Source organism: Macrococcus bovicus (assembly GCF_030376725.1).
Taxonomy (GTDB): Bacteria; Bacillota; Bacilli; order Staphylococcales; family Staphylococcaceae; genus Macrococcus; species Macrococcus bovicus.
Genome location: NZ_CP128470.1, coordinates 1,541,340 through 1,566,763 on the forward strand (window position 1 = coordinate 1,541,340; position 25,424 = coordinate 1,566,763).

General features: G+C 43.9%; 29 protein-coding genes and 10 tRNA genes. 7 read left to right on the forward strand and 32 right to left on the reverse strand.

Features of this window, described 5'->3' with window-relative positions:
• Window positions 1-52 precede the first annotated feature (52 nt).
• Both QSV55_RS08385 and QSV55_RS08390 read left to right on the forward strand, forming a co-directional pair.
• The gene (locus QSV55_RS08385; protein ID WP_289649868.1) at window positions 53-634 is read left to right on the forward strand and encodes a DUF536 domain-containing protein; all 582 of its coding nucleotides are present in this window, start codon (window positions 53-55) and stop codon (window positions 632-634) included.
• A gap of 223 nt (window positions 635-857) precedes the next feature.
• Complete coding sequence (locus tag QSV55_RS08390) at window positions 858-1,424, forward strand: tyrosine-type recombinase/integrase (RefSeq protein WP_289649869.1); 567 nt, start codon at window positions 858-860, stop codon at window positions 1,422-1,424.
• A 136-nt stretch (window positions 1,425-1,560) separates the two neighbouring features.
• Here the strand turns inward: QSV55_RS08390 and QSV55_RS08395 are convergent, their stop codons facing one another.
• Genes QSV55_RS08395 through QSV55_RS08405 form a run of 3 tightly spaced genes read right to left on the reverse strand, consistent with a single transcriptional unit; the run spans window position 1,561 to window position 3,150 of the window.
• Window positions 1,561-1,938 carry a hypothetical protein gene (locus QSV55_RS08395; RefSeq protein ID WP_289649870.1) on the reverse strand — a complete coding sequence of 126 codons (378 nt, stop codon included), beginning with the start codon at window positions 1,936-1,938 and terminating at the stop codon, window positions 1,561-1,563.
• 38 nt (window positions 1,939-1,976) lie between these two features.
• Window positions 1,977-2,468: a hypothetical protein gene (locus tag QSV55_RS08400; RefSeq protein WP_289649871.1), complete on the reverse strand. Its 492-nt coding sequence runs from the start codon at window positions 2,466-2,468 to the stop codon at window positions 1,977-1,979.
• Complete coding sequence (locus tag QSV55_RS08405; RefSeq protein WP_289649872.1) at window positions 2,443-3,150, reverse strand: YiiX/YebB-like N1pC/P60 family cysteine hydrolase; 708 nt, start codon at window positions 3,148-3,150, stop codon at window positions 2,443-2,445. The genes QSV55_RS08400 and QSV55_RS08405 overlap by 26 nt, the downstream gene beginning before the upstream one ends.
• A 494-nt stretch (window positions 3,151-3,644) precedes the next feature.
• On the opposite strand from QSV55_RS08405, the gene QSV55_RS08410 reads away from it, so the two are divergent.
• A complete protein-coding gene (locus QSV55_RS08410; RefSeq protein ID WP_289649873.1) occupies window positions 3,645-4,196 on the forward strand; it encodes a hypothetical protein in 552 nt (183 codons plus the stop codon).
• Window positions 4,197-5,220: 1,024 nt separating this feature from the next.
• Here QSV55_RS08410 and QSV55_RS08415 read toward each other — a convergent pair.
• Window positions 5,221-5,985 (reverse strand): alpha/beta hydrolase family protein, encoded by a 765-nt coding sequence (locus QSV55_RS08415; protein WP_289649874.1) that lies wholly within the window; start codon window positions 5,983-5,985, stop codon window positions 5,221-5,223.
• Complete coding sequence (locus QSV55_RS08420) at window positions 5,961-6,416, reverse strand: NUDIX domain-containing protein (protein ID WP_289649875.1); 456 nt, start codon at window positions 6,414-6,416, stop codon at window positions 5,961-5,963. Before QSV55_RS08420 ends, QSV55_RS08415 begins: the two co-directional genes overlap by 25 nt.
• Before the next feature lie 111 nt (window positions 6,417-6,527).
• On the opposite strand from QSV55_RS08420, the gene yidD reads away from it, so the two are divergent.
• Window positions 6,528-6,758: a membrane protein insertion efficiency factor YidD gene (yidD, locus tag QSV55_RS08425; protein ID WP_289649876.1), complete on the forward strand. Its 231-nt coding sequence runs from the start codon at window positions 6,528-6,530 to the stop codon at window positions 6,756-6,758.
• A 36-nt stretch (window positions 6,759-6,794) separates the two neighbouring features.
• On the opposite strand, the gene QSV55_RS08430 is transcribed toward yidD, so the two are convergent.
• The 9 genes from QSV55_RS08430 to QSV55_RS08470 all read right to left on the reverse strand — a co-directional run bounded on the left by QSV55_RS08430 (window position 6,795) and on the right by QSV55_RS08470 (window position 15,109).
• Window positions 6,795-7,325 carry a DUF2812 domain-containing protein gene (locus QSV55_RS08430; RefSeq protein ID WP_289649877.1) on the reverse strand — a complete coding sequence of 177 codons (531 nt, stop codon included), beginning with the start codon at window positions 7,323-7,325 and terminating at the stop codon, window positions 6,795-6,797.
• Window positions 7,322-7,642, reverse strand: a complete 321-nt coding sequence (locus tag QSV55_RS08435; protein WP_133431282.1) for a PadR family transcriptional regulator — start codon at window positions 7,640-7,642, stop codon at window positions 7,322-7,324. The genes QSV55_RS08430 and QSV55_RS08435 overlap by 4 nt, the downstream gene beginning before the upstream one ends.
• A gap of 230 nt (window positions 7,643-7,872) precedes the next feature.
• A complete protein-coding gene (locus QSV55_RS08440) occupies window positions 7,873-8,178 on the reverse strand; it encodes a hypothetical protein (protein WP_289649878.1) in 306 nt (101 codons plus the stop codon).
• Between the two features lie 76 nt (window positions 8,179-8,254).
• On the reverse strand, window positions 8,255-9,217 hold the full coding sequence (locus QSV55_RS08445) for an enolase C-terminal domain-like protein (RefSeq protein ID WP_289649879.1): 963 nt from the start codon (window positions 9,215-9,217) through the stop codon (window positions 8,255-8,257).
• Window positions 9,204-10,592: an o-succinylbenzoate--CoA ligase gene (gene menE / locus QSV55_RS08450; protein ID WP_289649880.1), complete on the reverse strand. Its 1,389-nt coding sequence runs from the start codon at window positions 10,590-10,592 to the stop codon at window positions 9,204-9,206. The genes QSV55_RS08445 and menE overlap by 14 nt, the downstream gene beginning before the upstream one ends.
• Window positions 10,593-10,656: 64 nt before the next feature.
• A complete protein-coding gene (gene menB, locus QSV55_RS08455; RefSeq protein ID WP_208001507.1) occupies window positions 10,657-11,478 on the reverse strand; it encodes a 1,4-dihydroxy-2-naphthoyl-CoA synthase in 822 nt (273 codons plus the stop codon).
• On the reverse strand, window positions 11,468-12,250 hold the full coding sequence (menH, locus tag QSV55_RS08460; RefSeq protein WP_289649881.1) for a 2-succinyl-6-hydroxy-2,4-cyclohexadiene-1-carboxylate synthase: 783 nt from the start codon (window positions 12,248-12,250) through the stop codon (window positions 11,468-11,470). Before menH ends, menB begins: the two co-directional genes overlap by 11 nt.
• On the reverse strand, window positions 12,243-13,880 hold the full coding sequence (gene menD, locus QSV55_RS08465; RefSeq protein WP_289649882.1) for a 2-succinyl-5-enolpyruvyl-6-hydroxy-3-cyclohexene-1-carboxylic-acid synthase: 1,638 nt from the start codon (window positions 13,878-13,880) through the stop codon (window positions 12,243-12,245). Before menD ends, menH begins: the two co-directional genes overlap by 8 nt.
• Window positions 13,877-15,109: an isochorismate synthase gene (locus tag QSV55_RS08470; protein ID WP_289649883.1), complete on the reverse strand. Its 1,233-nt coding sequence runs from the start codon at window positions 15,107-15,109 to the stop codon at window positions 13,877-13,879. The genes menD and QSV55_RS08470 overlap by 4 nt, the downstream gene beginning before the upstream one ends.
• 143 nt (window positions 15,110-15,252) lie before the next feature.
• Here QSV55_RS08470 and QSV55_RS08475 point away from each other — a divergent pair, with 143 nt between their 5' ends.
• Window positions 15,253-16,173, forward strand: a complete 921-nt coding sequence (locus QSV55_RS08475) for a 1,4-dihydroxy-2-naphthoate polyprenyltransferase (RefSeq protein ID WP_289649884.1) — start codon at window positions 15,253-15,255, stop codon at window positions 16,171-16,173.
• 33 nt (window positions 16,174-16,206) lie between these two features.
• Here QSV55_RS08475 and QSV55_RS08480 read toward each other — a convergent pair whose 3' ends face one another.
• The 14 genes from QSV55_RS08480 to QSV55_RS08545 all read right to left on the reverse strand — a co-directional run bounded on the left by QSV55_RS08480 (window position 16,207) and on the right by QSV55_RS08545 (window position 19,809).
• The gene (locus QSV55_RS08480) at window positions 16,207-16,482 is read right to left on the reverse strand and encodes a hypothetical protein (protein ID WP_289649885.1); all 276 of its coding nucleotides are present in this window, start codon (window positions 16,480-16,482) and stop codon (window positions 16,207-16,209) included.
• Between the two features lie 18 nt (window positions 16,483-16,500).
• Entirely contained in the window at window positions 16,501-16,971 is a 471-nt protein-coding gene (locus QSV55_RS08485) for a PH domain-containing protein (RefSeq protein ID WP_289649886.1), read from the reverse strand.
• Between the two features lie 102 nt (window positions 16,972-17,073).
• Window positions 17,074-17,162, reverse strand: a tRNA-Ser gene (locus QSV55_RS08490).
• 38 nt (window positions 17,163-17,200) lie between these two features.
• Window positions 17,201-17,272, reverse strand: a tRNA-Glu gene (locus QSV55_RS08495).
• Window positions 17,273-17,347 (reverse strand) — tRNA-Asn (locus QSV55_RS08500).
• A gap of 7 nt (window positions 17,348-17,354) precedes the next feature.
• Window positions 17,355-17,428 (reverse strand) — tRNA-Gly (locus QSV55_RS08505).
• 10 nt (window positions 17,429-17,438) lie between these two features.
• Window positions 17,439-17,511, reverse strand: a tRNA-His gene (locus tag QSV55_RS08510).
• Between the two features lie 6 nt (window positions 17,512-17,517).
• A tRNA-Phe gene (locus QSV55_RS08515) sits at window positions 17,518-17,593 on the reverse strand.
• 6 nt (window positions 17,594-17,599) lie between these two features.
• A tRNA-Asp gene (locus QSV55_RS08520) sits at window positions 17,600-17,675 on the reverse strand.
• An 8-nt stretch (window positions 17,676-17,683) separates the two neighbouring features.
• Window positions 17,684-17,757 (reverse strand) — tRNA-Met (locus QSV55_RS08525).
• A gap of 205 nt (window positions 17,758-17,962) precedes the next feature.
• The gene (locus tag QSV55_RS08530; RefSeq protein WP_289649887.1) at window positions 17,963-18,883 is read right to left on the reverse strand and encodes a ketopantoate reductase family protein; all 921 of its coding nucleotides are present in this window, start codon (window positions 18,881-18,883) and stop codon (window positions 17,963-17,965) included.
• 123 nt (window positions 18,884-19,006) lie between these two features.
• Window positions 19,007-19,094 (reverse strand) — tRNA-Ser (locus tag QSV55_RS08535).
• 1 nt (window position 19,095) lies between these two features.
• A tRNA-Asn gene (locus tag QSV55_RS08540) sits at window positions 19,096-19,170 on the reverse strand.
• Between the two features lie 78 nt (window positions 19,171-19,248).
• Entirely contained in the window at window positions 19,249-19,809 is a 561-nt protein-coding gene (locus tag QSV55_RS08545; RefSeq protein ID WP_289649888.1) for a competence protein ComK, read from the reverse strand.
• Window positions 19,810-19,999: 190 nt separating this feature from the next.
• Here QSV55_RS08545 and QSV55_RS08550 point away from each other — a divergent pair, with 190 nt between their 5' ends.
• Window positions 20,000-20,200 carry a hypothetical protein gene (locus QSV55_RS08550; protein ID WP_133451566.1) on the forward strand — a complete coding sequence of 67 codons (201 nt, stop codon included), beginning with the start codon at window positions 20,000-20,002 and terminating at the stop codon, window positions 20,198-20,200.
• A gap of 65 nt (window positions 20,201-20,265) precedes the next feature.
• Here the strand turns inward: QSV55_RS08550 and QSV55_RS08555 are convergent, their stop codons facing one another.
• The 4 genes from QSV55_RS08555 to hemE are packed head-to-tail and all read right to left on the reverse strand — an operon-like array spanning window position 20,266 to window position 24,648.
• A complete protein-coding gene (locus tag QSV55_RS08555) occupies window positions 20,266-21,246 on the reverse strand; it encodes a lipoate--protein ligase (protein ID WP_133451565.1) in 981 nt (326 codons plus the stop codon).
• A 42-nt stretch (window positions 21,247-21,288) separates the two neighbouring features.
• Window positions 21,289-22,659, reverse strand: coding sequence for a protoporphyrinogen oxidase (gene hemY, locus QSV55_RS08560; RefSeq protein ID WP_289649889.1), 1,371 nt, complete (start codon window positions 22,657-22,659; stop codon window positions 21,289-21,291).
• 18 nt (window positions 22,660-22,677) lie between these two features.
• Window positions 22,678-23,598 carry a ferrochelatase gene (gene hemH / locus QSV55_RS08565; RefSeq protein ID WP_289649890.1) on the reverse strand — a complete coding sequence of 307 codons (921 nt, stop codon included), beginning with the start codon at window positions 23,596-23,598 and terminating at the stop codon, window positions 22,678-22,680.
• Window positions 23,599-23,610: 12 nt separating this feature from the next.
• Window positions 23,611-24,648 carry a uroporphyrinogen decarboxylase gene (gene hemE / locus QSV55_RS08570; protein ID WP_133451562.1) on the reverse strand — a complete coding sequence of 346 codons (1,038 nt, stop codon included), beginning with the start codon at window positions 24,646-24,648 and terminating at the stop codon, window positions 23,611-23,613.
• A gap of 147 nt (window positions 24,649-24,795) precedes the next feature.
• Here hemE and QSV55_RS08575 point away from each other — a divergent pair, with 147 nt between their 5' ends.
• Complete coding sequence (locus QSV55_RS08575) at window positions 24,796-25,308, forward strand: putative antibiotic biosynthesis monooxygenase (RefSeq protein WP_289649891.1); 513 nt, start codon at window positions 24,796-24,798, stop codon at window positions 25,306-25,308.
• Window positions 25,309-25,424 lie beyond the last annotated feature (116 nt).

Below are 25,424 nucleotides of genomic sequence, written 5' to 3' on the forward strand. Positions count from 1 at the left end.
ACTTTGATTTTCTCACCTCTACGATAATAAAAACCACCCTTTCTCTTTGTTAATGACGGTATTAAATCATGCTAGAAGACTAAATATAGAATTAGAAAAAGTAGATAATGCACTTGTTATAACGGATGAACAAGCATTAAAAATAGGAGAAAGCATCAACAATCAAAAACCATTAAATGAGAAAATAAATCTAAAAATGATTTTTGATATGGATAATCAAGTCGATGAACAGCCTACTCAAAAAGAAGAAGCTAAAGATAAAAAACTTCAGGACGATATTATCAATCTCTTAAAGCAACAGTTAAATGATAAAGAAAAGCAAATATCTTTCTTAGAAAATCAAATGAATGTTAAAGATATACAAATCAATAAGTTAAATGAAAGTTTAGACAATCAGCAAAAATTATTACATAATCAGCAAGCATTAGCGTTGGAAAGCAACGATAGAATAAAGGCGCTTGAAGTTAAACTTAAAGAAAATGACAAAAGACAGGAAAAAGACGACAAAGATCAGCTATACGTGGAGATAGAAACTCAAAGAGCTGACATGAAAGAGAACAAAGTCGATGATTTCTATAAAGATTTAAGGGAAGACGCTCCCAAAGGATTCTTCAGCAAGTTCTTTAAAAGATAATTTAATGTAACACAATGGTAATTATGTTACATGATAAACCCCACAACCAAAGGGTTTTATTTTTATGTCCGAAATAATGTATCATAATGATATCAATACATACATTCTACGTATCATATAGGAGTGTTTTTGAGAATAATACAGCGTAAGTTACACATTAAGCAGCGTAAAGCATACTGCGTAATTTATGCATGTTTCATAAAATAAGGTCGGAGGAAGTTAGATGAACAGTGTGGAGCCTATCAGAGATGTAAGGAAGATACAGGAGATGAAGGAGGCCCTCGCCTATTATGGATCAGAACGGGATGTTTTCCTCTTTAACCTGGGCATCAACTGCGGTCTGAGAGTCAGTGACCTGTTGGGACTAAAGAAAAAGGATATCAGGGACTATACGATTAAATTAAGAGAGCAGAAGACCCGTAAGCAGAAACAAATCCCCCTCTATCACCTAAAGGAGGATATTGATCGTTATATTCAGTTCTTAGAGGATGAAGATTATCTGTTTAAAAGTAATAAACTCGATTCTGACGGGAATGATAAACCGATTAGCCGTGTACAAGCCTACAGAATATTAAACCATTCAGCAAAATCAATCGGCTTAAGTGAAGTCGGTACACACTCAATGCGTAAAACATTTGGTTACCATTACTACAAGAAAACTAAGGACGTGGCTTTGTTGATGGATCTTTTTAACCATTCCTCACAGTCTGTGACACTTAGATATATAGGAATTAATCAAGATGTGATCAATGAATCAATTAGTAATGTAATGATGAATATGTTTAATTAATAATTAATGGATAAATATAAATTATTAATTTCGAAGTTTTATAGTCATGGAATATTCTTTTACAGTAAAAAATAAGAGGTGTATGAAGCAAAATTATCTTTAAATTTTACTTCATACACCTCTTATTTTTCATATATTAACGCATATTATTAATAATTTTTTTTCGGACATATCCAGTTATTAATACCCCACCTGTTAAGTACACATCTTCATATTCTTTAAAAGATGCAAAATGCACGCCGAAGAATTTATAATCTTTCGTCATAATAGGTGAACCAGAACTTCCCGATGAAGTAATAGCACTGGCCATAGAAACGACAGTATCCACAGTAGTACCATCAATTTTATTATCAATATTAGTTAGAAATATACTTGGAGACCAATATAATTTTTCCATATTAATATTAGTAGGTAGTTCAGGATATCCAGCTAAATGTATACGATCACCAGTCTGAAGCTGTGATATTTCATAGTCGCTAGCAATTTTGATAGGTCGAATATCTATATTAGTCATTTTTTCTTTTGTATGAATAATTGCTAAATCTGTTCCACTTACAAAGATAACTCAGCAGGATGAAAATTATATTTAATATTTCCATTTTGAACAGCAGGCTGGAATTTAAATTTAGTCAAATCGGCAGTTTGATAACGTTTTGTCGCATCTGGATCATCGATAGAATGAGCACTAGTTAAAAAAGTATAATCATCTATAACAAATCCAGTAGCTATAGGGACACTTTCATATGTTAAGCGCCCAATACCACTAAAAACAGTACCTAATGGATTATCCAAATATACACTTGACCTAACTCTATTTAAATCTTCACCTAATGTTAATTTAGCAGCAGATTCAATATCTACAGAATCTAAATGTATATATTCAGGTTGTGTAGTAGCGCCCAACATAACATCACTGGAAAACACAAAATACATCAAAATAATACTTAAAAAGCAAAATCTACTTTTTACGATAATGTGTTTTAAATTCGACATGTTATTTTCCAAAATTTTGAATAAATTATTTATAAACATGAACTGGATCATAGCCAACTCCTACAATATCAGAATGAACTCCATATGGTGTAATTAATTGATATTGTTGATCATATTTAGTAGCTGAGGGACCTACACCATAATAATATGATTGCCATATTAATTTTGAACAATAGGTGCTATTTTTTGTCCATGCATTTAAATCAATAAAATATTTGATATTTCTCATATGATATTTTGCATAAGTTGCAGCTTTTGCTCCCCAACCGTCTCTATTAGAACGATAAACTTTGATTGTATGATAACTGTAAGTATTAGTTGCTTTAAAGTCTGAAAAGTTATACATATTTGAGAGATATTTAGGACCTTTTGCTTCAATTACATGACCGTCGCCAACATATATAGCAGCATGTCCAGTTAATCCAGCACCAAGCGAACCAGAGCGATCAGTAACAAGAATATCACCTGACTTGATTTGAAAACTTTCTTCGGTCATCCCGCCATCTGTGGGTACAGGGACACTTGCATTGTTATAATTCTCAAAATCAGCTTTGTCTTTAGCTAGAAATTCATTCCATTGTGACTCTGTTATTTGAGTAGGATCAATTTCACCAGAATTAATCATTTCAGAATAAGATTTAGGCGCAACATATTCTTCAGCGTAAGCTGATGGTAAATTAAAAAAACCAAAAGTCAAAAAAGAAAACATAACGCAAGTTACAAATTTTTTCATAATATTTTCTCCGTTCATTGATTTAATTACAAATCTAAGTATATAATGAAAAAGTAAAAAACAAGATATATTTACAACTTTATTATATATATCTGGAAAAGGAAGAATATATTTGAAACTTATTAAATTATTGATAATTTTTATTGTAATTGGATGTACTTTTATATCTTTTTTTTAATAAGAAATAATATTGCTCAAAGTAAAATCGATGAAGTACTCTCACAATATGAACTGACGGATAAAATAGTAAAAGAAGAAAAGTTTTATAATTCTAAGCTCGATACGTATGCGCGATATATTACCTTTTCTGATGAGCCAAACATTAAATATCTGGTCGAACTTACTCCAGGACCTTCAATAAAAGATATAATTAATAAAAATGAATATCAACCTCGTATCTCATGTAACGGATATGAAAACGGAAATCTCATTGATAATAAAAAAACTGCAACCCATACCTTTACAATAAATCATAAAGAGAAGAGGAAAAAATAATGAAAAAAATGTTCATTTATACATTAATTACTGGTTCAATTCTGAGTATGAGTATAATGGCAGATAAAGCACATGCTGAAGAAAGTATAAATAATAATTATAATATTAATACTATGGTAACTCCTGGCTTAGTAAAAGAAATGAAACAAGGAGACTATAGTTATAAAACTCTTGCACTCAATACCTCTTACTACAAAGCGAAAACTGTGTTGGGTAAACCTGCAAAAGAAACTTATAATAATAAGATTGGTAAAGCGATTTTCTTAGATAAGTACAATAATTATATTCAACTAGGAACAGAAGGAAAGTTTTATAGAACGCTTATGCCAGACAGTGATATCACGGATATTCAGTTTAATTTACGCAATTTAAATGTTAATTTTAACCAGTATAAAAAGATATTAGGAAAATACACACAATCAAATAGAAAAGATAATTATATTTATCGTACCTATGGACAATATTTAAAAGTAACTTTAGAAAAAAAAGATAATACATGGGTGTTAAATAAAGTGAAATATAAAGATTGTACTGGTATGAGATACGAATAGTATATATAAATTTACTATCAAGTTTTTATAAGAGTTTTATAGATACTAAATAAAAAAGATCTCATTAATATATAATGAGATTTTTTTTAAAACTAATTTTTAAAGCGTATAAATGAATTTAATCTATGATATTAATGGATGGAAGTGAATTTGTAGGATATTTATCTAAATTCGTTATATTTAACTAATTATTAATTAAATTAATAAAAAGTAATGTTGCATATCCTTTCCAATCAACTGTATAATTAAGACAAATTAAAAAGACCGGCAGGCATGAAAGAAGTTGGAGCTTCTTTCATACCTCAATCTTACGTTAACGCAACTAACGTAATCATGATTTTACCGATCTTCCTAATATTATATCTTGTGTAGCAAAAGTAACCTTTGCTTATAAGGACATTATATAGGGGAAGAGGTAAAACTTCAATAGACTTGGCTCAAATCGAGAAAAAAGTTGAAGGAAGAGATTACAAAAGACAGGTAGCGTAAGTAGGCTACCTGTCTTTTTGTTTGCCTCAACTTCATACGGCAGTACATGTTTCGGGTGTTCTTCATGTAAAAAAAGGAACGGTGGGCTGGAGCCATTGACCAACAAATTCATCCAGCATGTCTACGGGATTTGTCACTTTGACCGTAGGCATATACGGTAGTTTGCATGATTCCACTCTTCTACCACTCGTGAGTCACCCAGGCAGTGACGAGCAGATATCAAAAAGACATGAATAGGGTTTGCTGAATCAAAGAGGGAACATAGGACGTTCAGGACGGATTACGGGCTTCATACAGACGTTCTGAGGAGTTAGGGACACAATGGACAGCTCAGGCAGAGATAACAAGTGCTATGGCCAGGTGAGAGACCTGGTGCTCTGAAAGTGGATATGACGGATACTCGTGGCGACGTGACGCCATGGATCAGAGGACAGGGTTTTTCTGGTGTCTAATAGACGACATCACTTCCTTTTCAGGAAGACCTGGTGCAATTACTTGTTTTTGCACCAGTTTTCTCTGTGACTTGGTGCAATTATCATCTTTTATCGTGTTCTACAGCGGTCATCCACTCCTGGACTTTCCTTAAAATCTCCCTTTCATGCGGCGGTGTGAAGACATGCCCTTCTTCTTCGTAGATATGTAATTCATAGGGAACACCTAGCTCCTTGAACCGTTCTTCGAGTATATAAGCATGTTCAATCCCGACCTGTACATCAGCTGTACCGTGGATAATCATAACAGGGGGGCTGTCCGCTCTCACATGGCGATAACCGTTCCGGCTGTCATATGCATCCGGGTTGACGTCGGGCTTGCCGATCAGCCGCTTCATCATACCGCGTAAGTCCGGCCGCTCTTCATACATATAATAAATATCGCTGACCCCGCCCCATATAATGAACGAAGTGGCGCCGACATCCTGATAGGTGAGAAGCCCCTGGATACCGCCTCTTGAGAAACCGACTAAGTGTATCGGCAACTCGCCGTACTGACTTCTCAGTTCTCTTACCAACGCGCGCACGTCCTCAAGATCCGCGCCGCCGAACTCATCTTTACCCTGGCCTTTTGTGCCGCGGTAATAAGGTCCGATGACCAAGGTCTGATCATTCGCAAACTGCATCAGTCGTACCGGTCTGACCATGCCGACGCCCCCCTTACCACCGCGCAGATAGATGACGATGCGTTCAGGTGCCGGATGGTCAAGAAGCATCGCCGTCACTTCCAGCTCATCAGACTGATAGGTCACCTCATAAAAGCCGCGGTCAAAATAATCCGCAGCTACCCGTGTTTTGCTGAGCCACATACTATCATCTCCCGTACGATATATTGAATACAGTCATCCTGTAACAGCCGACTTCGCTCAGATTCCACTACATCATCCAGTGAACCCACAATCACAGGCCCCTCCGTCTCATGATAATGCACCTGCTCACTGATAGCGGTAATGTCCGCCTTGAAGACGTCTTTAGTGAAAGGACGCTCAGTCATGACCGTATAGCTCGTGACATATTGCAGACTGCCTGTAGCTCCTGTCTCCTCAAACAGCTCACGGTGCGCTGCTTCTAAAGACGACTCCCCTTTCTCTCTCTTGCCACCCGGGAACTCGATGCCCCGCTCCTTATGCTTCGTCAGCAAAAACTGCTGCCCCATAATCGGAATGATCAAGACATGATGATGCACGGGTTCATCCGTCTTCAGAATCACTGTATTTCCTTCAATATCCTTAAATTCCATCGCCCTACCTCACACTCAGTCTTTTCTTTAGTTTATCATAGTAAGCATGAGAACTGAAAAGTCCATGCAACTGCACTATAATAGATAAAACAACTCTAAAAGGAGCCTGACATGAAACAAATCCTACTCGCCATCATCCGCTTCTACCGCAATTATATCTCACCGATGACTCCGCCGACATGCCGCTTCCATCCGACTTGCTCCCAGTACGGCATGGAGGCCATCGAGACACACGGCGCACTGAAGGGCAGCTACCTGACCACCCTGCGTATCCTGAAATGCCACCCCTTCCATCCAGGCGGCTATGACCCCGTGCCGCCGAAAGAAGATCATAGACATTAAAAACCACTCAATCATTTATATTGAGTGGTTTTGTTATCAGTGCTGTATTCTATTATTTTCTTTCAGTGCCTTAATATTCATGTACATTTTATAGGCAACGAGCGCAACGAAAAAAGAAACACATAAAGATAGGATACCCACCACTACACTCCAAGTATTAGGTACTTGTTCACCAATTGCTAAATTAGAGTATGCAGAAAATAAATTCATAGCCAGGAACATAAGTAACATCTTCAGTATATTTGATAAATGTTTAATTCTTGACTCATTATCTGAAAACATCTCAAATTTAGGTTCTTCAGACATATTTTCTTTTCGAAAATAGCCCCAGTTAGACAAAGTGTCGACATGCTCAATATCCATGTCTTCCATAAATTCTATAAATTCCTCTTTGTTTTGATCCATGAATACCATTCTTACTGTCTCATCTTTTGTAGTTTCTTCAAACATATATTTTCCTAGAGCCACTTTCTTCAAACGATATCCTTGCGCTGCCATCTCATTCAACCAGTCTTCTTCCTTCTGATAGTTATGTACTAAAAACCATTTACGCACTACTTTTGTCATCGACTATCACCTCTTAAGAATTTTTCGCCATTCAGACTTAGTTCTTTCAATCTTGAGATCTCTTGTATCAATACTTCTCGTCCTGCTCTTGTCAGTACATATTCCTTCTTACCTTTCGGTCCGTCTTCACTGACCAGTTCAATCCAATCCTTTTTAATCAATGTATTTAATGCACCATACAAAGTACCTGCCGCCATATTAATGCGATTGTTGGAAAGCACTTTGATGTTCTGGATAATGCCATAACCGTGAAGAGGTTCATCCAATGACAATAAAATATAGTAGATACTTTCTGTTAAAGCTGATTGATTATTCATATCGTCACCCTTTATATCGTTAAACTATATATCGTATAACGATATATTAGACCATATCAGAATTTATTGCAAGCAAAAAAACTGACATTTTCATGTCAGTTTTTTCCTTTTTAGCGATGGTTATTGCGCTTTGTTAATAAATAGACAGGTATACCGATAACCATTGCAATCAGTAGTATGCCAAGTGGGCTGATCATTCCTAGAATCATTTTGATAGCTCCTTTTCTTTGTTACCTTATGACTTTAAATACTCTGAATTCTTTATCTTTGAAGATAAATTTTTTACCATTCGGACTTTGATTCACTTCATTAGTCACATCAAATTTTTCCACTTCTAATTTTTTTGATATTTTAACCAGCTGGTGCCGATTGTCTTTACTTTCAAGATAATAGGAATCAAATGTCTTCAGGTCTTTTATGGCATTTATAATACTAAAGGCGAAATCAAATAGTGCATCCACCCACTTCACCTTTTCAGACATGTATTTTGTTGCTGTTAATTCAAGGATGCTTGCCTGGCTGTCAGTGACTTCCATCACTTTCTGTTATAAATATATAATATAAATAGAGAAACTACAATTATAATTACAAAATAAAAAAGAACTCACATTTTCATGTCAGTTCTTCTAATTGATTCATATCTACTACCGGAAATGTCATCGTCAGTCTGCCGTTCTCCACCTGTTCCTCGTAGTGGGCATAGTCCTCTGCAAAATAGGTACCCCGCGGTGTGACGTCCGGAATGGTCTTGAACTCACTCGCTAATAGCGCTGTGAAGTACTTACTGAGGCCGTATTCATACATGCCGCCGACTATCACTCGTAAATCGGGTATCGCTTCTTTAATGGCGAGGAGCGGATAGCCGCCGCCGAACCGTGCATATTTCGCGACGATGATTCTGACGCCTGCCCCGTAGTATCTGATGATTGCCTCAATACTGGATGCTGATTCATCTATCGCAAGCGGCAGATGCCGGTTGGCAGCGTAGAGGCTGAAGTCGCTGAACGGCTCCTCAAAATAATCGATGTCGTATGTCATTAAGGCTTCAAGTGTGGGTAAGTCCTCCTCGCCCAGACTGCCATTTGCATCAATAGCAATCCGGATTTCTGGATACTGCGCCCTTATTTCCTTCACCCGTTCCACGACATGTTCGCTCCACTTGATCTTCACCCGGTTCTGCGGCTTGATATGCTGCCCGCTATGCAGCGTGTAGCCGAGCGGCACCGTTACCGCTGCCCGCTCATTCAGACTCTGCCAGCCGATATAGTCAAAGAGCGCCATCGCATGAGGGGTACGGCGAAACGGTGCCAGTAATGCCCCGAGTTGAGCGTAATCCTGCCATTCGATGTCGTTAATCTCTTCATAGATAGCATGTACAGACTGATAAACCGTCTCAATCGTCTCAACGTGATACCAGTCCGTCTCAAAGGCATTGGATTCTGCATAGTAAGTGTGACCTGCCACCTCAAGTGAGATCACCAGCACTTTTCTCGTCTCAAGGTCTGCTTTCACCGTCTTAATCGGATGCTTGAAGGGGGCTTCATAGGTGTAGCACTGCAGATTACTGAATTTCATCGAGCAGCCATTCCTTGACGCGATGTCTGGAAATCTTGCCGTTACCTGTACGTTGCAGCTGCGTGGTCCGCTTATACAGGACCGGCCGTTTATATTTGGCGATCTGTTCAAGCGTCTCAGTAATTTTAGCGTCCAGGTCGCTGTCACTTTCATAGACCAGTGCCGGCACTTCGCCCCATTTTGCATCCGGAATACCGACGACTGAGCATGCACTGATATCAGGGATACTCAGCAGCAGCTGCTCAATTTCACTCGGATAAATATTTTCCCCGCCTGAAATGATCAGGTCTTTCCGGCGGTCAAGCACATAGAGGTAGCCGTTTTTAATCCGGCCGACATCGCCCGTCATAAAATAATCCCCGCTGAAGGCTGTGGCATTCGCCCCTTCAGGGTAAAGGTAGCCGTTCATCACATTGTCACCGCGCACCAGAATCTCTCCTGCGCCGTTCAGTGGTGCAGCGACTTTGATATCGTCATTCACAGGGCCGACTGAATTCGGATGATTCAGCATATCATCAGGCGAAGCGGTGATAAACTGTGACGCGGTTTCCGTCATGCCGAATGAAGTATAGACCGGCAGATTGCGCTTCAGACTTTCCTGCAGCGTGCGGTCATCGAGCTTGGCTCCGCCGATCAGCAGCCCTTCAAGTTTGTGCCGCTCGAGCCCCGCCTCCAGCAGCCACTCCAGGGTCTGCGGGACAAGTGAGATATGGGTGATGTCATCTTCTGCTATTGCCTGGTTGATGGCCGCTGCATCAAATTTATCAAACAGCACCACTGTAAAGCCGTCCATGACGCTTCTGACCAGTACACTGAGCCCTGAAATATGATAGAGCGGCAATGCGAGCAGCCATTTCGTCTCACTGTCGAACGGGAAACTGACCTTACAGCGTTCCGCACTCGCGACATGGTTTCTGAACGTATGCGGCACCGCTTTCTGGACCCCGGTCGTGCCAGAGGTGAACATAATGGACATGATATCCTCCGGCTGATAAGTCGTAGCTGCCGAGGGTTCTGGCGTCCCTTTGAATAACGTCTCCGGCATGATACAGCTCAGGGAGGTATAGTTGTTATCGGTAATGATAATATCGACTCCGATAGAATCCAGCTGCCGCTTAACTTCCGATTCTGTCAGATGCGTATTGATCAGCACCATCTCTATATGCGCGAGCACAATCGCGTGCATGATAATGACGGAAGTCAGCTGATTGGCCGGCTGCACTGCGATTCGACCGGGCAGCTCCATTTCAAGCAGCTGATCTTTCACAGCGCTTGCCTGTTCATATAATTCGGCAAAGGTCAGTGTGCTCTCATTGAACTTTACTGCAATGTGGTCCGGACGTTCTGCTGCTTGTTTAACTAAATTATGTTGCACTGACCGACTCTCCTTTTACTTTAAAATACGCGCATGCTTTGAAAGCAGACGCGTAAAATAGAACTTATGGGAATTTAGGGAACTGATCGAAGTCCGGCTGACGTTTCTCCTTGAATGCGTCACGGCCTTCTTTCGCTTCATCTGAAGTGTAGTAAAGTAATGTAGCATCACCTGCAAATTGCTGCAGACCTGCTAAGCCGTCCGTATCTGCATTCATGGCAGCTTTCAGGAAACGGAGCGCTGTCGGTGAATGCTGCAGGATCTCTTTACACCATTTCACTGTCTCATCTTCGATATCAGCTAACGGCACCACTGTATTGACCAGACCCATCTCCAGTGCTTCCTGTGCATTGTACTGACGGCATAAATACCAGATTTCACGTGCTTTTTTATGACCGACGATGCGTGCCAGGTAACCTGAACCGTAACCTGCATCAAATGAGCCGACTTTAGGACCTGTCTGACCGAAGCGTGCATTGTCAGCAGCGATAGTTAAGTCACAGACGACATGCAGCACATGGCCGCCACCGATGGCATAACCACGAACCATCGCGATGACCGGTTTAGGGATGACACGAATTAAACGCTGTAAGTCAAGAACATTTAGACGTGGAATGTTATCGTCACCTACGTAACCGCCGTGGCCGCGGACTTTCTGGTCACCACCTGAACAGAATGCCAGATCGCCTTCTCCTGTCAAGATGATGACACCGATACGCTGATCATCGCGTGCACGTGAAAATGCATCGATCATTTCCATTACTGTGTTCGGTGTGAATGCGTTACGGACGTGCGGACGGTTGATCGTGATCTTACCGATACCCTCGAAATATTCATATTTAATTTCTTTGTATTCTTTGACTGTTTCCCAGACTCTAGACATGATATGCCTCCTTCATGAATTCTAATACTATTGTATCAAAAATTTCGGGATGTTCCACATGAATTGAATGACCCGCCGTCACTTCGATGTGCCGGCTGTCTTTGATACGCTGTGTCATCTCCCTATTGATGGTTCTGAATTTGTCGTCAAGTGTCCCCGTCAACAGCAGCACCGGACCATTGAGTTTCGAGAGTGCCGGCCATAAGTCCGGCTGACTGCCCGTGCCGTAGTCAGTGAGGGCTTTTTGCAGAGCTGCCGGCGTCTGACTCCTTCTGATGGCGCTCAGTTTCCGGCGGCTGTCTTCATTCAGCGGCGCGGCCGTCTTAAAGAGCGGCAGACGCTCCCAGTACGGCACGAACTGCTCATAATCCTCGGTGAGACGCTCGCCACGCGTCTGGTCGAGCCGTCTCCGTTCCGCCCGGTCAGCAGCGTTCTGAAGTCCAGGTGACGCGCTTTCCAGAATGAGGCCCTGGACAGGATATTTCAGGGCATAGTAAAGGGCAATCCGTCCCCCCATGGAATAGCCATATAGCATCACGCGCTGATAGCCGGCGTGACTGATGACCTCATGCAGCTGATCTGCAATCCAGTCAAAGGACCATGTCTCAGCTCTATCACTCCGGTCAGCGCCGTGCCCCGGCAGATCCATCCTTAAAATATCTGTCTGACCCTGCAGACGGCGAACAGCTTCTGTATAAGTACGGCTGTCGCTCATAAAGCCGTGCAGCATCACCAGCAGCGTCTCATGTCCACCTTTTGTCCAGTGACTATGCATTGAGGGCCGCCTGTGCTGCTTGATACAGCGCCTGATGCGCCTCGTAGTTGGCCGTGCGGTCTGTTCTGACTTCGTAGAGCACATGCGTTTCTTCCGGCAACTTCATGTCCTCATCCGCCAGACGATATTCCAGATCATATAAAGCAGCGACATGGCTGAAATCAAGTCCGAGCGGCGTGCCATATAACCGTTCAAACAACGCCTCTTCTTCACGCTGCGGCAGGTAACTGAAGATACCGCCTCCATCATTATTCAGCACGATGACGCGTATATCAGACTGTTCAAGCTTATGCATGATCAGGCCGTTCATATCATGATAGAGCGATATATCGCCGATAAAGAGATTGACTGTCTCGTGCGCCGCCATACCGAGCGCGGTTGAGACCACACCGTCTATACCGTTAGCGCCCCGGTTACAATAAGCACGGCCGCGCTGCATAAAGGTATCGCCGTCCCGGATCGGCATACTGTTACCGAAGAAAATAACTTCATCTTCCGGAATCTGTTGCAGCAGCTTAGCCACAGCGGTTCCTTCATCTGTGACTGTACGGATATGCGACTCAATGACGTCAGACAAAGCGTGCTCGAGCCGCTGGAAGACGCTGACCAGGTCATGCTTGACCTCTGCTTCAAGCTTAAGCATGGATTTAAAGAAGGCGGCGGGCTGCATATTGAAGTGATAGTGCGGCACGACCGGAAAGGTATCGGGTTCGCTTTTCTCCTGCACGAGTATCTGCGGACACGTCTGCTTCGTCAGCCACTGATTGAGCTGCTTGGAGACGACCGGTTTTCCGACACGGATGATGAAACCCGGTCTGATCGTCTGCTGACTTTTAAACAGCGTATCCGCCGTCCGGACGAGATGAGGATGATCCAGTCCTCTAAGCTGGCTCAGCACATCGGCAAGAACCGGCAGCTTGAACTGTTCAGCCGCTTCAAGCACATGGTCAAGCTTCTGATGCTGACAGTCACCGACAACCATGACACCGTTACCCGCTTCCAGCAGCGGTCCAAGCGCACTTAAGTCCACTGTCCGTTCCTCCTCAAAGACAGCCACCGGTTCAGGGGTCAGCAGTTCGGCTGCCGTCAAGTCCGGAATCAGCGGTTCACGGAACGGCACATTGAAATGGACCGGCCCTCTGTCTGCACCTTCAAAGTGATGTGATGCCTGCAGCATCGTGGCTTCAATCAGGTCATGGGGCGCATCGTAGAGATCCGCCAGCGGAAAATCGATTTCAAACTTGACGAAATTCGAATACATTCTGACTTGATCGACTGCTTGCGGCGCGCCGACATTTCTCAGTTCATGCGGGCGGTCACCCGTCAGCACGACAAGGGGCAGCTGACTGATATAGGCTTCCGTAACGGCAGGCGTGAAGTTACTCGCTGCTGTCCCGGATGTACAGATGACCGCTACAGGGCGTTCTGTCGCCTTGATCAGACCGAGCGCAAAGAATGCCGCACTTCTTTCATCCGGATGAATATAGGTCTTCAGCTCAGGATGCACTTCGCTGGCCATAGCAAGCGGCGTTGAGCGTGAGCCCGGCGAGATCACGACTTCTCGCACGCCGTAATCATAGAGTCGTTTAATCAGTTGATAGACTTGTCTGGTTAATGCTTCATTTTTCATTCTGTCACTCCTAAAAGCTGCAGCATCGGCTTGAATTTAGTTTCGGTCTCATCGAATTCAGCTTCTGGTACACTGTCTTCTACTACACCGCACCCTGCAAAGAGCACGGCGATATTTTCCTTAATAAGCATCGAGCGGATAGCGACAACAAATTCACCCTCGCCATCAGCTGTCACATATCCCATCGGCGCACCGTAGAAGCCGCGGTCACCTTCTGCCTGTTCGATAAATGTCGCTGCCGCCTCTTTCGGAAAGCCGCCGAGTGCCGGCGTCGGATGCAGGGCATGACTGATGCTCAGCACATTCCCTTTTTCCAGCTGTGCCGTAATCGGTGTATAAAGATGATAGACGAAGCGGTTCGTCATGATTTCAGGCGCATCAGGTATATTCATGCGGGACGTGAAGGGCTCAATATCTGCAGTGATACTTCTGACGACAATATCATGCTCCACTCGATTCTTAGGGTCATTCATTAATTTCTGTGCGGCCTGGTCACCCTCTCTTGCCATCGTGCCGGCGATTGCATTCGTCGACAGCTGATGATCCTCGACTTTGACCAGCTGCTCAGGGGTACGTGAGACAAATGTACTTTCCTGTTCTTCCAGCAACAGAAAATAGCTGTATTCCTCATTCTGCAGTCCGCGCTCTATCAGCCATGCACTATCCACCGGTGCATCCATGACCACTTTCTTCTGTCTGGATAAGACGACCTTATCAAACTGCTCGGCTTTCATCGCTTCAACGGCTGTCGCAACGTTGTGCAGGAACTGCCCTTCATTCAGGTTGGCGACAGACTGCACGACTGGTGCTTTGACCTCGTCGTCTGAACGCCAGTTTAAGATTTCCTCATCGGTCATATCTGTATAAGTGTATGTCAGCTGATTATGCTGGCAGCGTATCTGGATCTTCGGCCAGATGAAATGACTATGCCCGAACGCATCAAATAAGGAACTGTCTCCGGCATCAAACTGAAAGCCGCCGAAGAGACGGATATGATGCGGTTGTTCCGCTTGATCAAGCAGTGCCTGGAACTGCTCTGTAATCAGCTCGGGATTACGGCTCTCATCCTTAATGATATAAGCATGTCCAAGACCGATCAGCCATTCACTTTTATCTTTATTCATATAGAAATAACGCTCACCCTTATAGCGGGCAGCGGCCTTGAACAGTTCAGCGGGTGATTCATAGGCGCCTGCCTGCTCTTTAATTTGAATATTTCCTGTCGACATACATTCAGCTTCTTTCAAATTCTTTTTAGTCCTATCTATTTTACCATTTTTAAGTCTTCTGCGTAGGATTCTCGCTCCTGCATTGACTAAGATTTCAATAAAGCATAAAATTTAAGCAGATATGAAGGAATAGGAGCTTAAAAATGTCAGAACATCTTGCTACACACACAGGTTTCAAAAAATATTATCATCTGATGCGACCCCATACCCTGACCGCTTCATTTGTACCGGTGCTGGTCGGTACAGCGGCAGCAAAAGTGTTCGGTGATGTCCGTTTCGACCTGCTCATTGTCATGCTGATCGCCTGCCTGCTGATCCAGGCGGCAACGAATATGTTCAATGAATATTTCGACTATAAACGCGGACTGGACGATCATACGTCCGTCGGCATCGGCGGGGCCATCGTCCGTAACGGCATGTCGCCAAAATCCGTCTATAACCTGGCGGTCGCTTTCTATATTATCGCAGCGATTCTCGGCCTTTATATTTGCTCGCAGTCATCATGGCTGATCCTGCTCGTCGGCATCGTCTGCATGGCAGTGGGCTACTTCTATACGGGCGGCCCCGTGCCTATCTCCTGGACACCTTTCGGCGAAATCTTTGCAGGCTTCTTTATGGGCTTTGTGATCATCATGATCACGTTCTATATTCATACCGGTCATTTAAGCGTCTATCCGGCCGTACTGAGCATTCCGGTCTCCATCAATATCGGTATGATCAATATGGCCAACAATATCCGCGACCGGGTGAAAGACAAGATCAGCGGCCGCAAGACCTTTGTCATTCTGGTCGGAAAAAATATCGCCATTATCACTATGGCCATCCTGTATGCGCTCAGCTTTATCATTATTCTTTATGTGACCTTCACGAAAGATTATGGTTCTCTCTTCCTGCTCATTGTCTTCCTGAGCGTGAACCTGCCGGTCAAAGCAGTCAGACGTTTCTTCAAAGGCGATCAGCCGATCGAACTGATGCCAGCCATGAAAGTGACCGGACAGTTCAACACTGTCTTCGGCTTCCTGCTGGCTATCGGCATCTACTTATCCGCTATTACAGGTATATAAAAAAGACCGAATCCATGGATTCGGTCTTTTTGCTTAGCTGAAACGGTAAAATTCAGTCATGCGGTCCGCAACAGCCTGTGCATCTTCAGCTGTCACTTCTCCTTTAAGGCCGGACTGCGTCAAATCAATTTCATAGGATTTTGCATCATAGTCCAGGATCACTGACGTTCCGCGTGCAGTGATTGCTTTTGGTGCGACTTCTTTCACTTCATCTTCTTCATGATGTTCACGGTAATCAACACCGAACTGACCTGCTTTCAGTTCTGCATACTGCACAAGTTTATCAATATTCATCTTATATTCCTTCATGATTCCGCCTCCTAAATGTTATGACTTCTTCATTTTAATGAATTCAGTCAGCTTAGGCAAATCCTCTTTAAGGATGCCGCGGACATTGTAATTTTTAGTCCCCATATTCTTACGGGCCACTTTCAGGAACAATGAGCCATATATATCATTGTCACTTTCGTCCATCCGCTCAAAATCCACTTGCGCAATTTTGTTGAATTCAATTTCGTCAAAATGAATGATTTTAGCGCGCTCTTTGCTATGTATCAGCATCAGACGGTCTGCCAGCACAATAACCAGCCCTTTCTGGTTCAGGTTCAGCTGACTGGCTGAAGCGAGATAGACGAGTTCATGATTCTTTATCTCTGAACAGTACACTTTTAAAAGCTTGATAAAGAAACGGCGTTCGTTCTTTTTGATTTTTTTGAAGGTTTTGGAGAATTTTTTATAAGTCAAAGGGTAATCAAGCTGTTCCAGCGCCTGACGTATTGTCATTTTCTTTTTTTTCATATCATACACCAATCTTGTTCAAGAATTATACTTATTATAGCTACAAACCCCAAAAATTTCTATGTAAAATAAAAAAGCCTTTTAAATTAAAGGCTTTGGTAACGGAGGGCAAGGGATTCGAACCCTCGAAACGCTTGTGACGTTTACACACTTTCCAGGCGTGCTCCTTCGGCCAGCTCGGACAACCCTCCATAAAAAAAATCAGAAGCGATATTTCACCTCTGATATATGACCCCTACGGGATTCGAACCCGTGTTACCGCCGTGAAAGGGCGGTGTCTTAACCGCTTGACCAAGGGGCCTGGCTCCACAGGTAGGACTCGAACCTACGACCGATCGGTTAACAGCCGATAGCTCTACCACTGAGCTACTGTGGAATCATAATGGAGCGGGTGATCGGAATCGAACCGACGACATCAGCTTGGAAGGCTGAGGTTATACCATTTAACTACACCCGCATAAACAAAGGGCGACTGATGGGAATCGAACCCACGAATGTCGGAACCACAATCCGATGCGTTAACCACTTCGCCACAATCGCCAGAAATGGTGGCTCAGGACGGAATCGAACCGCCGACACATGGATTTTCAATCCATTGCTCTACCGACTGAGCTACTGAGCCATACAATGGCGGTCCCGACGGGAATCGAACCCGCGATCTCCTGCGTGACAGGCAGGCATGTTAACCGCTACACCACGGGACCACTTATAATTGCGGGAGGCGGATTTGAACCACCGACCTTCGGGTTATGAGCCCGACGAGCTACCAGACTGCTCCATCCCGCGTCAATAAAAAATGTTACTCAGCTAATATATCATTTACTGTATTTACGAGTCAATTATTAAAAAGTGTAAATAGTTAAACGTTATTGCTGCGCCGTTTTGAAAGGACTTTTTAAGTATATAAAGAAATTGTAAAGACGTCAACAATAAATTGAACATCAATCAAAAAACAGGGAATTCTGCCGGCATTCCCTGTCTATGATTTCCTTTATTTTTCAATCTGGTGAACAAGATGCGTTAAAATATCGCAGTACGGCGTTGGGATACCGAACTCACGGCCATACTTTGCCACCCGGCCTGTCAGAAAGTCTACCTCTGTCTTTCGGCCGTTCTGAATATCCTGATGCATGGAAGGATAGTGCAGCCCCACTACCTCCGGACTGTACATGGCATGAAATTTATTCAGAGTCGCGTCGAAATCAAGTCGCGCCCCTTTTCGTTCACCGACTGCAATGATTTCTTTCATTAGCGGAACCAGCATATCATCAGCATGTGGATAGGCGCCGAACTCCCCGATTCTCTTATCTGTCACTGCACAATACGTATTGAAGCAGCAGTTGACCAGCGCCTTATTCCAGATGCTCGTGACGACGTCTTCACTGATCCTGCCATTCAGTTGTGCTTCGTTAAAGATGGCATTCAGTTCCTTGACAAAATCATCTACTGTGCCGTCCATGCGACCGAATTCAATATTGCCTGTCCCTTCCAGCGTCACTTCGCCGGGTCCATTGAAGCCTGCAGACCACATCGTCACAGCGAGCAGTATTTTGTCATCGGCTATATATTTTCTGAGCAGGTCCCCGTGACCGAGACCATTCATCATCGACATGACATTCGTCTCTGCCGTGATGACCCCTTGTGCCATCAGCTGCTTGATCTTCTCTTCAGCGGCCATCGCTTTAGTCAGCACAATCACCAGGTCCACCGGCATACTATAGTCTTTAAAGCTTCTGATCGACACAGGATGATATTCTGTTTCTCCTAGGGTATGGACTTTCAGACCATGCGCCGTCACCGCATCAATATGCGTCTGCCAGTCATCCAGAAGTACCACATCCTGACCTGCCTGCGTCAAATATAATCCCACTCTGCTGCCCATTGCACCTGCGCCTGCTACTGCTATTTTCATCGTATCAGTCCCTTCCATTTGTTATGTTCATTATATCACAAACTTTTACTGGCCTTCATATTCTTAAGTGTGATTTAAATAAATAGACACAAAAAAACCATCACAGACGTGATGGTTTTATAACGGAGTAGGAGAGATTTGAACTCTCGCGCCGGTTACCCGACCTACACCCTTAGCAGGGGCGCCTCTTCAGCCACTTGAGTACTACTCCATGGCTCCACAGGTAGGACTCGAACCTACGACCGATCGGTTAACAGCCGATAGCTCTACCACTGAGCTACTGTGGATTAATTTTTAAGACAAATATTATTATAACAATTACAGCTTTTTTTACAAGGCTTTTAGTAAATTTTTTTATGGAAGATTTACACCTGCTGATCCAAGAGCGCATACATGGCGAGGACTTCGTAGATATTCATATTCGCTTTCTTATAGTCAATTTCACTCTTCAGCTTATCGTTTTTCAGTGATTTGGTACGCAGACAATATTCAAGCTTCAACGTGTGCAGATACTGGGTATTGATGATGTGATGGCTGACCGGAAAGACCATCTCACTGCCGTCATCAAAGGTGATCCGTGTATCGTTGAATTTTCCCTTACCGTAGGAGTTGATCAGCAGCAGGTTGAACCAGTAGCCCTCAGCGACACGGTCACTATGGCTCGGAAAGAAATAGGTGGAGGTCTCCGGCTTGATGACAATCGGTGGCTTATGGCAGATATCTGCGATGATACGCGTCGTCTCTTTCCTTGCGACATATGTCGTGTTATAGAAATGGCAGGACTGTTCTATGATCGTCAGAGGTTTCTGGTCAATCACTACAGGGTTTTTCCCGTATTCCTTAATCTCTGATTTCAGTTTATGACCTTCAATAATCGGTTTGATGTACATCGTTGTCTCTCTGATAATATATCGAAAAGTCGCCATTTAGTCCTCCAGGGGTTTTTAGTCAATTATACTCATTTTCATTATAAATTACCTTAAAATATGTTTAATTTACAATTTTTACTTTATTGTCAAAAATGATATATTTCCTCATTTAATTTTCAGAATATTCTTGTAACGAGTTTGATTTTCAGTTATAATGGGAACAATTATTCAAAAGGAGGCGTTCACTATGCAACAGTTAAATCAAAACGGTCTTGAGATGTTTATCGGCAATTTAAACAATCTATATATTGAGCTGCTGATTGAAGATGCGATGCGCGAGAATCAGAAAAGGGAATACCAGCAGTTGATTGAAGAATCCCTCCTTAACCATAATGAACAGGATTTCCTGTTATATACGACAGCGCTGAAAAAGCTGGAGGCTATATAGATGTCTACTAATCATCGTGAATAAAAATAAGAGATTAACCACTATGTGATTAACCTCTTATTTTTTTATGCCAGCAGGCTGAGAAATTCCTCTCGTTCCACGCGCCCGAAGTAATGAGCGAAATCAATATCTGCAATTGCCTGTGCCACGGCCTGTGTCTGATGCGGGACACCGACCAATCTATTTTCTATTTCCTTGATTTCCCCTACTCCAAAGAAGTCGCCGAATATTCTGGCTTCAGTGATCAGCCCTTTTTTCACATTTAATTTCAGGTCGACCAGTCCGCCCGGGAATTTCTGCTTGGATTCATAGTTGTAAGCGGGATTCTTGCCGTAGTTCCATTCAAATGTCTGATACTTCTCACGGCTTAGCTGGTGAATGGCCTGCCAGTCCTCTTCAGATAAGACATATTCCTCAACATTGCCTTCAAAGATATGGTTCAGCAGTCGTTCCTTGAACGCTTCCATAGAAATGGGTTCATCCAGAAACTCTGTGATGTTCGCGACGCGTGAGCGAATGGAACGGATGCCCTTTGTAATCAGCTTCTCTTCACTCACTGACAGACTTCTGACAACTTCATCAATGTTGCTGTCCAGCATCAGCGTGCCGTGTGAGAACATGCGGTCTTTGGCCTGGAACATCGCATTGCCGGAGATCTTACGGCTGCCGACCTGCAGATCATTACGGCCGGACAGCTCTGCTTTCACACCCATCTCATTGAGTGCTTCCACAATCGGCATCGTGAATTTCTTGAAGTTATGGAAGCTATCCTCATCAGCATGCGTCACAAAGCTGAAGTTCAGGTTTCCCAGATCATGATAGACAGCGCCGCCGCCTGAGATACGTCTGACGATATGGATATGATGTTCATCAACGTACTTCTGGTTGACTTCTGCATAAGTATTCTGATTCTTGCCGATGATGATGGATGGTTCATTGACATAGAACAGAAAATAGGAGTCATTCGTCAGATTGTTCAGGATATACTCCTCCATCGCCAGATTGATGCGTGGATCCGTAATGTTATTGTTGCTGATAAATTTCATAAGATAGCCTCCTTTTTTCTGACAGTACCAAAATAAAGACAATTACGCAATGTAATTGTCTTTATTGATTTCTTCTGCTGCTGATTTCGCCTGAGCGATGCAGTCTGGAAGGCCGACTGCCTCAAAGGAAGCCCCGGTCAGTATCAGGCCAGGATAGGTTTCTCTCATATACCGCTGAATCGCATGAATGCGGTCAATATGACCCACTTCATACAGCGGCATACTATTCATCAGACGTGTCACAATGGTGAATTCCGGCTCACCGTTGATATCCATCATCTTGTCCAGGTCATGGCGTGCCAGCTTCACTAGTTCTGCATCGTCATGATCCTTGACGACTGTATCACCCGGGCGACCGACATAAGCCCGTAAGAGGACCTTGCCCGCCGGTGTTGAGTGTGTCCACTTCTTACTTGTCCATGTACAGGCAGTGATCACCGTATCAGAATTACGGGCGATGACAAAGCCTGTTCCATTCTCCTCATTCTTCACCTGTGATTCGTCAAATGCCATGACGACAGTCGCCACACTTGTAGTCTCCATATGCTTGAAATAACGAAGGGGCGCATCTTCAAACCACTTGCTGAAAACGGTATGCGGCACAGTGACAATCACTCTGTCATAATACGTTTCCTGTCCGTTTACGGTGACCAGATAGCCGTCTCCTGACTGCTGAACGGCTGTCACCTCACTGTTATAGCGGATCTTGGCTCCTTTGTCAGTCACTGTCTCTGCTAAACGGTCGATAAAGCTCTGAAGACCGTTTCTGAACTGACGGAACTGACCCGTCGTTTCAGTTTTTTTAGGGGCTTTCTTCTTCTGGTCACGCATGCCCTTGATGAGACTGCCGTGCGTCTCTTCCTGCTCCTTGAAGTTAGGAAATGTCGATTTCAAGCTGAGTCTATCGATATCTGCACCGTAAATACCTGATAATAACGGCTCAATCAGATTCTCAAGCGCTTCGTTGCCTAAACGTTTTCTGAAAAAAGCACCGACAGAGATATCAGTCGTCATCTTGTCCGGCTTGATGAAGTAATCCATACCCGCGCGTACTTTACCGAGGGGCGACAGCAAGCGTGTCTCAAGAAACGGCTTGATTTCTGTTGGAATCCCCATAATGGAGCCGCCCGGCATCGGGTACAGCTGATTCTTCGCATAAATGTAAGACTGCCCGATCTGATTGGCCACGATATCGTCACCTAGACCGATGGCAGTGGCGAGTTCTGTCATGATTGATTTGCGGGCGAGATAGGATTCAGGTCCCAGTTCTATCGTATAGCCGTCCCGCTGATAAGTCTTAATCTTGCCACCTGGACGGTCAGACTGCTCTAAAACTTCTATCTCTGCATCTTCCAGATAATAGGCTGCTGACAGTCCCGTAATACCTGCACCAATGATTGCGACTTTCTTCATTACGATTCACTTCTTTTCTTATGATTTTAATACTGACTTGATCTCGTCAACCATCGTACCGATAAAGAGAGGATGAGTGCCCGGCATCTCAGGACGGTAGTAATTGACGCCCAGCTCATCACAGATCACTTTACATTCTACGTCGTTGTCATAGAGCACTTCTAAGTGTTCACAGACGAAGCCCACCGGTGTATAGATGAAGTTCTTATAGCCATGCTGTTCATACAGTGCACGTGTTAAATCCTGCACATCAGGCCCAAGCCATGGATCCGGTGTATTCCCTTCTGACTGCCAGCCACGTTCAACATGGATGATGTTGGAATGTTCCGCGATAAGCTTTGCTGTCTCAGCCATCTGCTCCGGATACGGGTCTCCTGCCGCCTTGATTTTCTCCGGCAGACTATGCGCGCTGACGATCAGCACGGTCTCCTGCCAGTGAGGTTCAGTGATGCGGTCGAGCGTCGTATTGACCTGTTCCGTCCAGTACTGAATGAACTTCTCCTGACGATAGAAATCTGTCACATGCTGCAGTTTGATGCCGTATTTCTCTGCTTCTTCTGCCGCACGTTTATTATAAGAACCGACTGAGAAGTTGGAATAATGTGGCGCCAGGACAATGGTGACCGCTTCAGTGACACCATCATCAGCCATCTGTTTAACCGCATCTTCAATAAAAGGTGCAATATGCTTGAGGCCGATATACAGTGTGTAATCATCGCCTGTCTCCTTGTTCAGCGCATCGCGCAGTTCCTCTGCCTGACGTTCTGTCATCCCCGCCAGAGGTGAGATGCCACCGATAGCCTGATAGCGGTCTTTTAAATCCTGCAGTGCTTCTTCAGACGGTCGACGTCCACGTCTGATATGTGTGTAGTACGGTTCAATGTCCTCTTCTTTGTACGGCGTGCCATATGCCATAACCAGTAACCCTTTTTTCCCCATGGTCAAGCTCCTTTATTTTTTGTATTGTGCTGAATAATCGTGAACGAATTCAGAGACGCGGCGCAGCGTATCCGGCTGCACTTCCGGGAAGACACCGTGTCCTAAATTGAAGATATAGCTGTCTGACTGCAACCCCTGATCTAATATGCGTTTCAGATGTGACTCAATGACCGGCCAAGGCGCGAGCAGAATGGCCGGATCCAGGTTACCCTGTAAAGTCTTCGTAATCCCTTTTGCACGTGCTTCTTCTATCTGCAGACGCCAGTCAAGACCGAGCACGTCGACCGGCAGTGCGTTCCATTCTTCTATTAAGTGACTTGCACCGACACCAAATGTTGTAACCGGCACATTCTTCTCTTTAATGCCCGCGAAAATACGGTGCATGTGCGGCGCGATAAATTCATGATAGTCTGCTCTATTAAGTGCGCCGACCCATGAATCAAAGACTTGAATCATCTTGCAGCCTGCATCAATCTGTGCGTGCGTGTAGGTGATGCACATATCGCTCAGCTTCTCCATCAGCAGATGCCAGGCTTCAGGCTGCTCATACATCATCGCCTTCGTCTTGTTGTAGTTCTTGGAAGGACCGCCTTCTATCATATAGCTGGCAAGTGTGAAAGGTGCACCCGTGAAACCGATCAAAGGCACATTCAGCTGTTCAGTCGTCAGCAGTCTGATCGTATCCAGAATATAAGGCACATCTTTTTCCGGATGGATTTCCCCTAGACGCTCGACGTCTTGAATAGAGCGGATAGGATTGCCGATGACGGGACCGATACCTGACTTGATTTCGACATCTACTCCGATGGCACCAAGAGGCGACATGATATCTTTATAGAGAATCGCGGCATCTGTATTGTACTGATCCACAGGCAGCTTCGTCACGTAAGCACAAAGCTCAGGATCATGTGTGATTTCAAACAGAGAATGCGTCTCTTTGATCTTTCTGTATTCCGGCTGACTTCTGCCAGCCTGGCGCATAAACCATACCGGCGTATGGGTTGTTTTTTCACCATAAGCCGCCTTTAAAATTGTATCGTTGAATGGCATTTAACCAGTCCTCCTGTGTCTTTTGAATACTCACTATTTTACCATACTCGGACGTAGCCCGTATTCAATTAAGAATTTGTCATAAATATGACATAATAAGGGGTATAAGTGGTAAATAGAAAGAAAAAGATAACGAGGTGTAGAACGATGAACGTTTATTTTACCCATGGCTCTGATTACTATATGGAGCGCTTAATACAGAAATATCCGGCGCGTAACATTATTAAATATGCGGGTCCGGAGGATATCGTGGTCTATGAAGCAACAGAAGACAAAACAGTCTTCAGTTCAGGAGAAGCCTATGAAGTGGTCGAACAGCAAGGCACAGTGAACGGAGAAGGTGTACTTCTGCTGAGATACTTCCAGGTCAGTGAAGAAAAACAAAAAGTCGCTGAGATGACCTTAACAGGACATAGCGACTTCAGTGAATATGATGGCTATCAGGCTTACCAGCTGCTGAGACCCCATAGAGGCCAGACTTATATCGTCCTCTTTCAGTTCGCTACAGCTGAATCTGCAGAAGACTTCAGAAAAAGTTCCGTCTATCGCCAATATTATGACGACTCTTTGAAGCAGTATCAGTCTGCTGATTTCATCTCGAACGTTCAATTCACTAAATTATTACGGCCTTATGAGCCAGCAGAAAGAACAGAGGAATAAAAAAGACCGGCAGCTGCCGGTCTTCTTTGTCGTGACAGACGTTATGTCCGCCATCTGGCATTTATCGCTCATAACTCAAGGGGCAGCACCGTTTTCCTGTCATTATGAGCGATATT

What these genes read in the sequence shown, in the direction of transcription:
- QSV55_RS08385 (WP_289649868.1), top strand. Translation starts at nt 53, where the DNA reads ATGACGGTATTAAATCATGCTAGAAGACTAAATATAGAATTAGAAAAA.
- QSV55_RS08390 (WP_289649869.1), top strand. Translation starts at nt 858, where the DNA reads ATGAACAGTGTGGAGCCTATCAGAGATGTAAGGAAGATACAGGAGATG.
- QSV55_RS08395 (WP_289649870.1), bottom strand. Translation starts at nt 1,938, where the DNA reads ATGACTAATATAGATATTCGACCTATCAAAATTGCTAGCGACTATGAA.
- QSV55_RS08400 (WP_289649871.1), bottom strand. Translation starts at nt 2,468, where the DNA reads ATGATCCAGTTCATGTTTATAAATAATTTATTCAAAATTTTGGAAAAT.
- QSV55_RS08405 (WP_289649872.1), bottom strand. Translation starts at nt 3,150, where the DNA reads ATGAAAAAATTTGTAACTTGCGTTATGTTTTCTTTTTTGACTTTTGGT.
- QSV55_RS08410 (WP_289649873.1), top strand. Translation starts at nt 3,645, where the DNA reads ATGAAAAAAATGTTCATTTATACATTAATTACTGGTTCAATTCTGAGT.
- QSV55_RS08415 (WP_289649874.1), bottom strand. Translation starts at nt 5,985, where the DNA reads ATGTGGCTCAGCAAAACACGGGTAGCTGCGGATTATTTTGACCGCGGC.
- QSV55_RS08420 (WP_289649875.1), bottom strand. Translation starts at nt 6,416, where the DNA reads ATGGAATTTAAGGATATTGAAGGAAATACAGTGATTCTGAAGACGGAT.
- yidD (WP_289649876.1), top strand. Translation starts at nt 6,528, where the DNA reads ATGAAACAAATCCTACTCGCCATCATCCGCTTCTACCGCAATTATATC.
- QSV55_RS08430 (WP_289649877.1), bottom strand. Translation starts at nt 7,325, where the DNA reads ATGACAAAAGTAGTGCGTAAATGGTTTTTAGTACATAACTATCAGAAG.
- QSV55_RS08435 (WP_133431282.1), bottom strand. Translation starts at nt 7,642, where the DNA reads ATGAATAATCAATCAGCTTTAACAGAAAGTATCTACTATATTTTATTG.
- QSV55_RS08440 (WP_289649878.1), bottom strand. Translation starts at nt 8,178, where the DNA reads ATGGAAGTCACTGACAGCCAGGCAAGCATCCTTGAATTAACAGCAACA.
- QSV55_RS08445 (WP_289649879.1), bottom strand. Translation starts at nt 9,217, where the DNA reads ATGAAATTCAGTAATCTGCAGTGCTACACCTATGAAGCCCCCTTCAAG.
- menH (WP_289649881.1), bottom strand. Translation starts at nt 12,250, where the DNA reads ATGCATAGTCACTGGACAAAAGGTGGACATGAGACGCTGCTGGTGATG.
- menD (WP_289649882.1), bottom strand. Translation starts at nt 13,880, where the DNA reads ATGAAAAATGAAGCATTAACCAGACAAGTCTATCAACTGATTAAACGA.
- QSV55_RS08470 (WP_289649883.1), bottom strand. Translation starts at nt 15,109, where the DNA reads ATGTCGACAGGAAATATTCAAATTAAAGAGCAGGCAGGCGCCTATGAA.
- QSV55_RS08475 (WP_289649884.1), top strand. Translation starts at nt 15,253, where the DNA reads ATGTCAGAACATCTTGCTACACACACAGGTTTCAAAAAATATTATCAT.
- QSV55_RS08480 (WP_289649885.1), bottom strand. Translation starts at nt 16,482, where the DNA reads ATGAAGGAATATAAGATGAATATTGATAAACTTGTGCAGTATGCAGAA.
- QSV55_RS08485 (WP_289649886.1), bottom strand. Translation starts at nt 16,971, where the DNA reads ATGAAAAAAAAGAAAATGACAATACGTCAGGCGCTGGAACAGCTTGAT.
- QSV55_RS08530 (WP_289649887.1), bottom strand. Translation starts at nt 18,883, where the DNA reads ATGAAAATAGCAGTAGCAGGCGCAGGTGCAATGGGCAGCAGAGTGGGA.
- QSV55_RS08545 (WP_289649888.1), bottom strand. Translation starts at nt 19,809, where the DNA reads ATGGCGACTTTTCGATATATTATCAGAGAGACAACGATGTACATCAAA.
- QSV55_RS08550 (WP_133451566.1), top strand. Translation starts at nt 20,000, where the DNA reads ATGCAACAGTTAAATCAAAACGGTCTTGAGATGTTTATCGGCAATTTA.
- QSV55_RS08555 (WP_133451565.1), bottom strand. Translation starts at nt 21,246, where the DNA reads ATGAAATTTATCAGCAACAATAACATTACGGATCCACGCATCAATCTG.
- hemY (WP_289649889.1), bottom strand. Translation starts at nt 22,659, where the DNA reads ATGAAGAAAGTCGCAATCATTGGTGCAGGTATTACGGGACTGTCAGCA.
- hemH (WP_289649890.1), bottom strand. Translation starts at nt 23,598, where the DNA reads ATGGGGAAAAAAGGGTTACTGGTTATGGCATATGGCACGCCGTACAAA.
- hemE (WP_133451562.1), bottom strand. Translation starts at nt 24,648, where the DNA reads ATGCCATTCAACGATACAATTTTAAAGGCGGCTTATGGTGAAAAAACA.
- QSV55_RS08575 (WP_289649891.1), top strand. Translation starts at nt 24,796, where the DNA reads ATGAACGTTTATTTTACCCATGGCTCTGATTACTATATGGAGCGCTTA.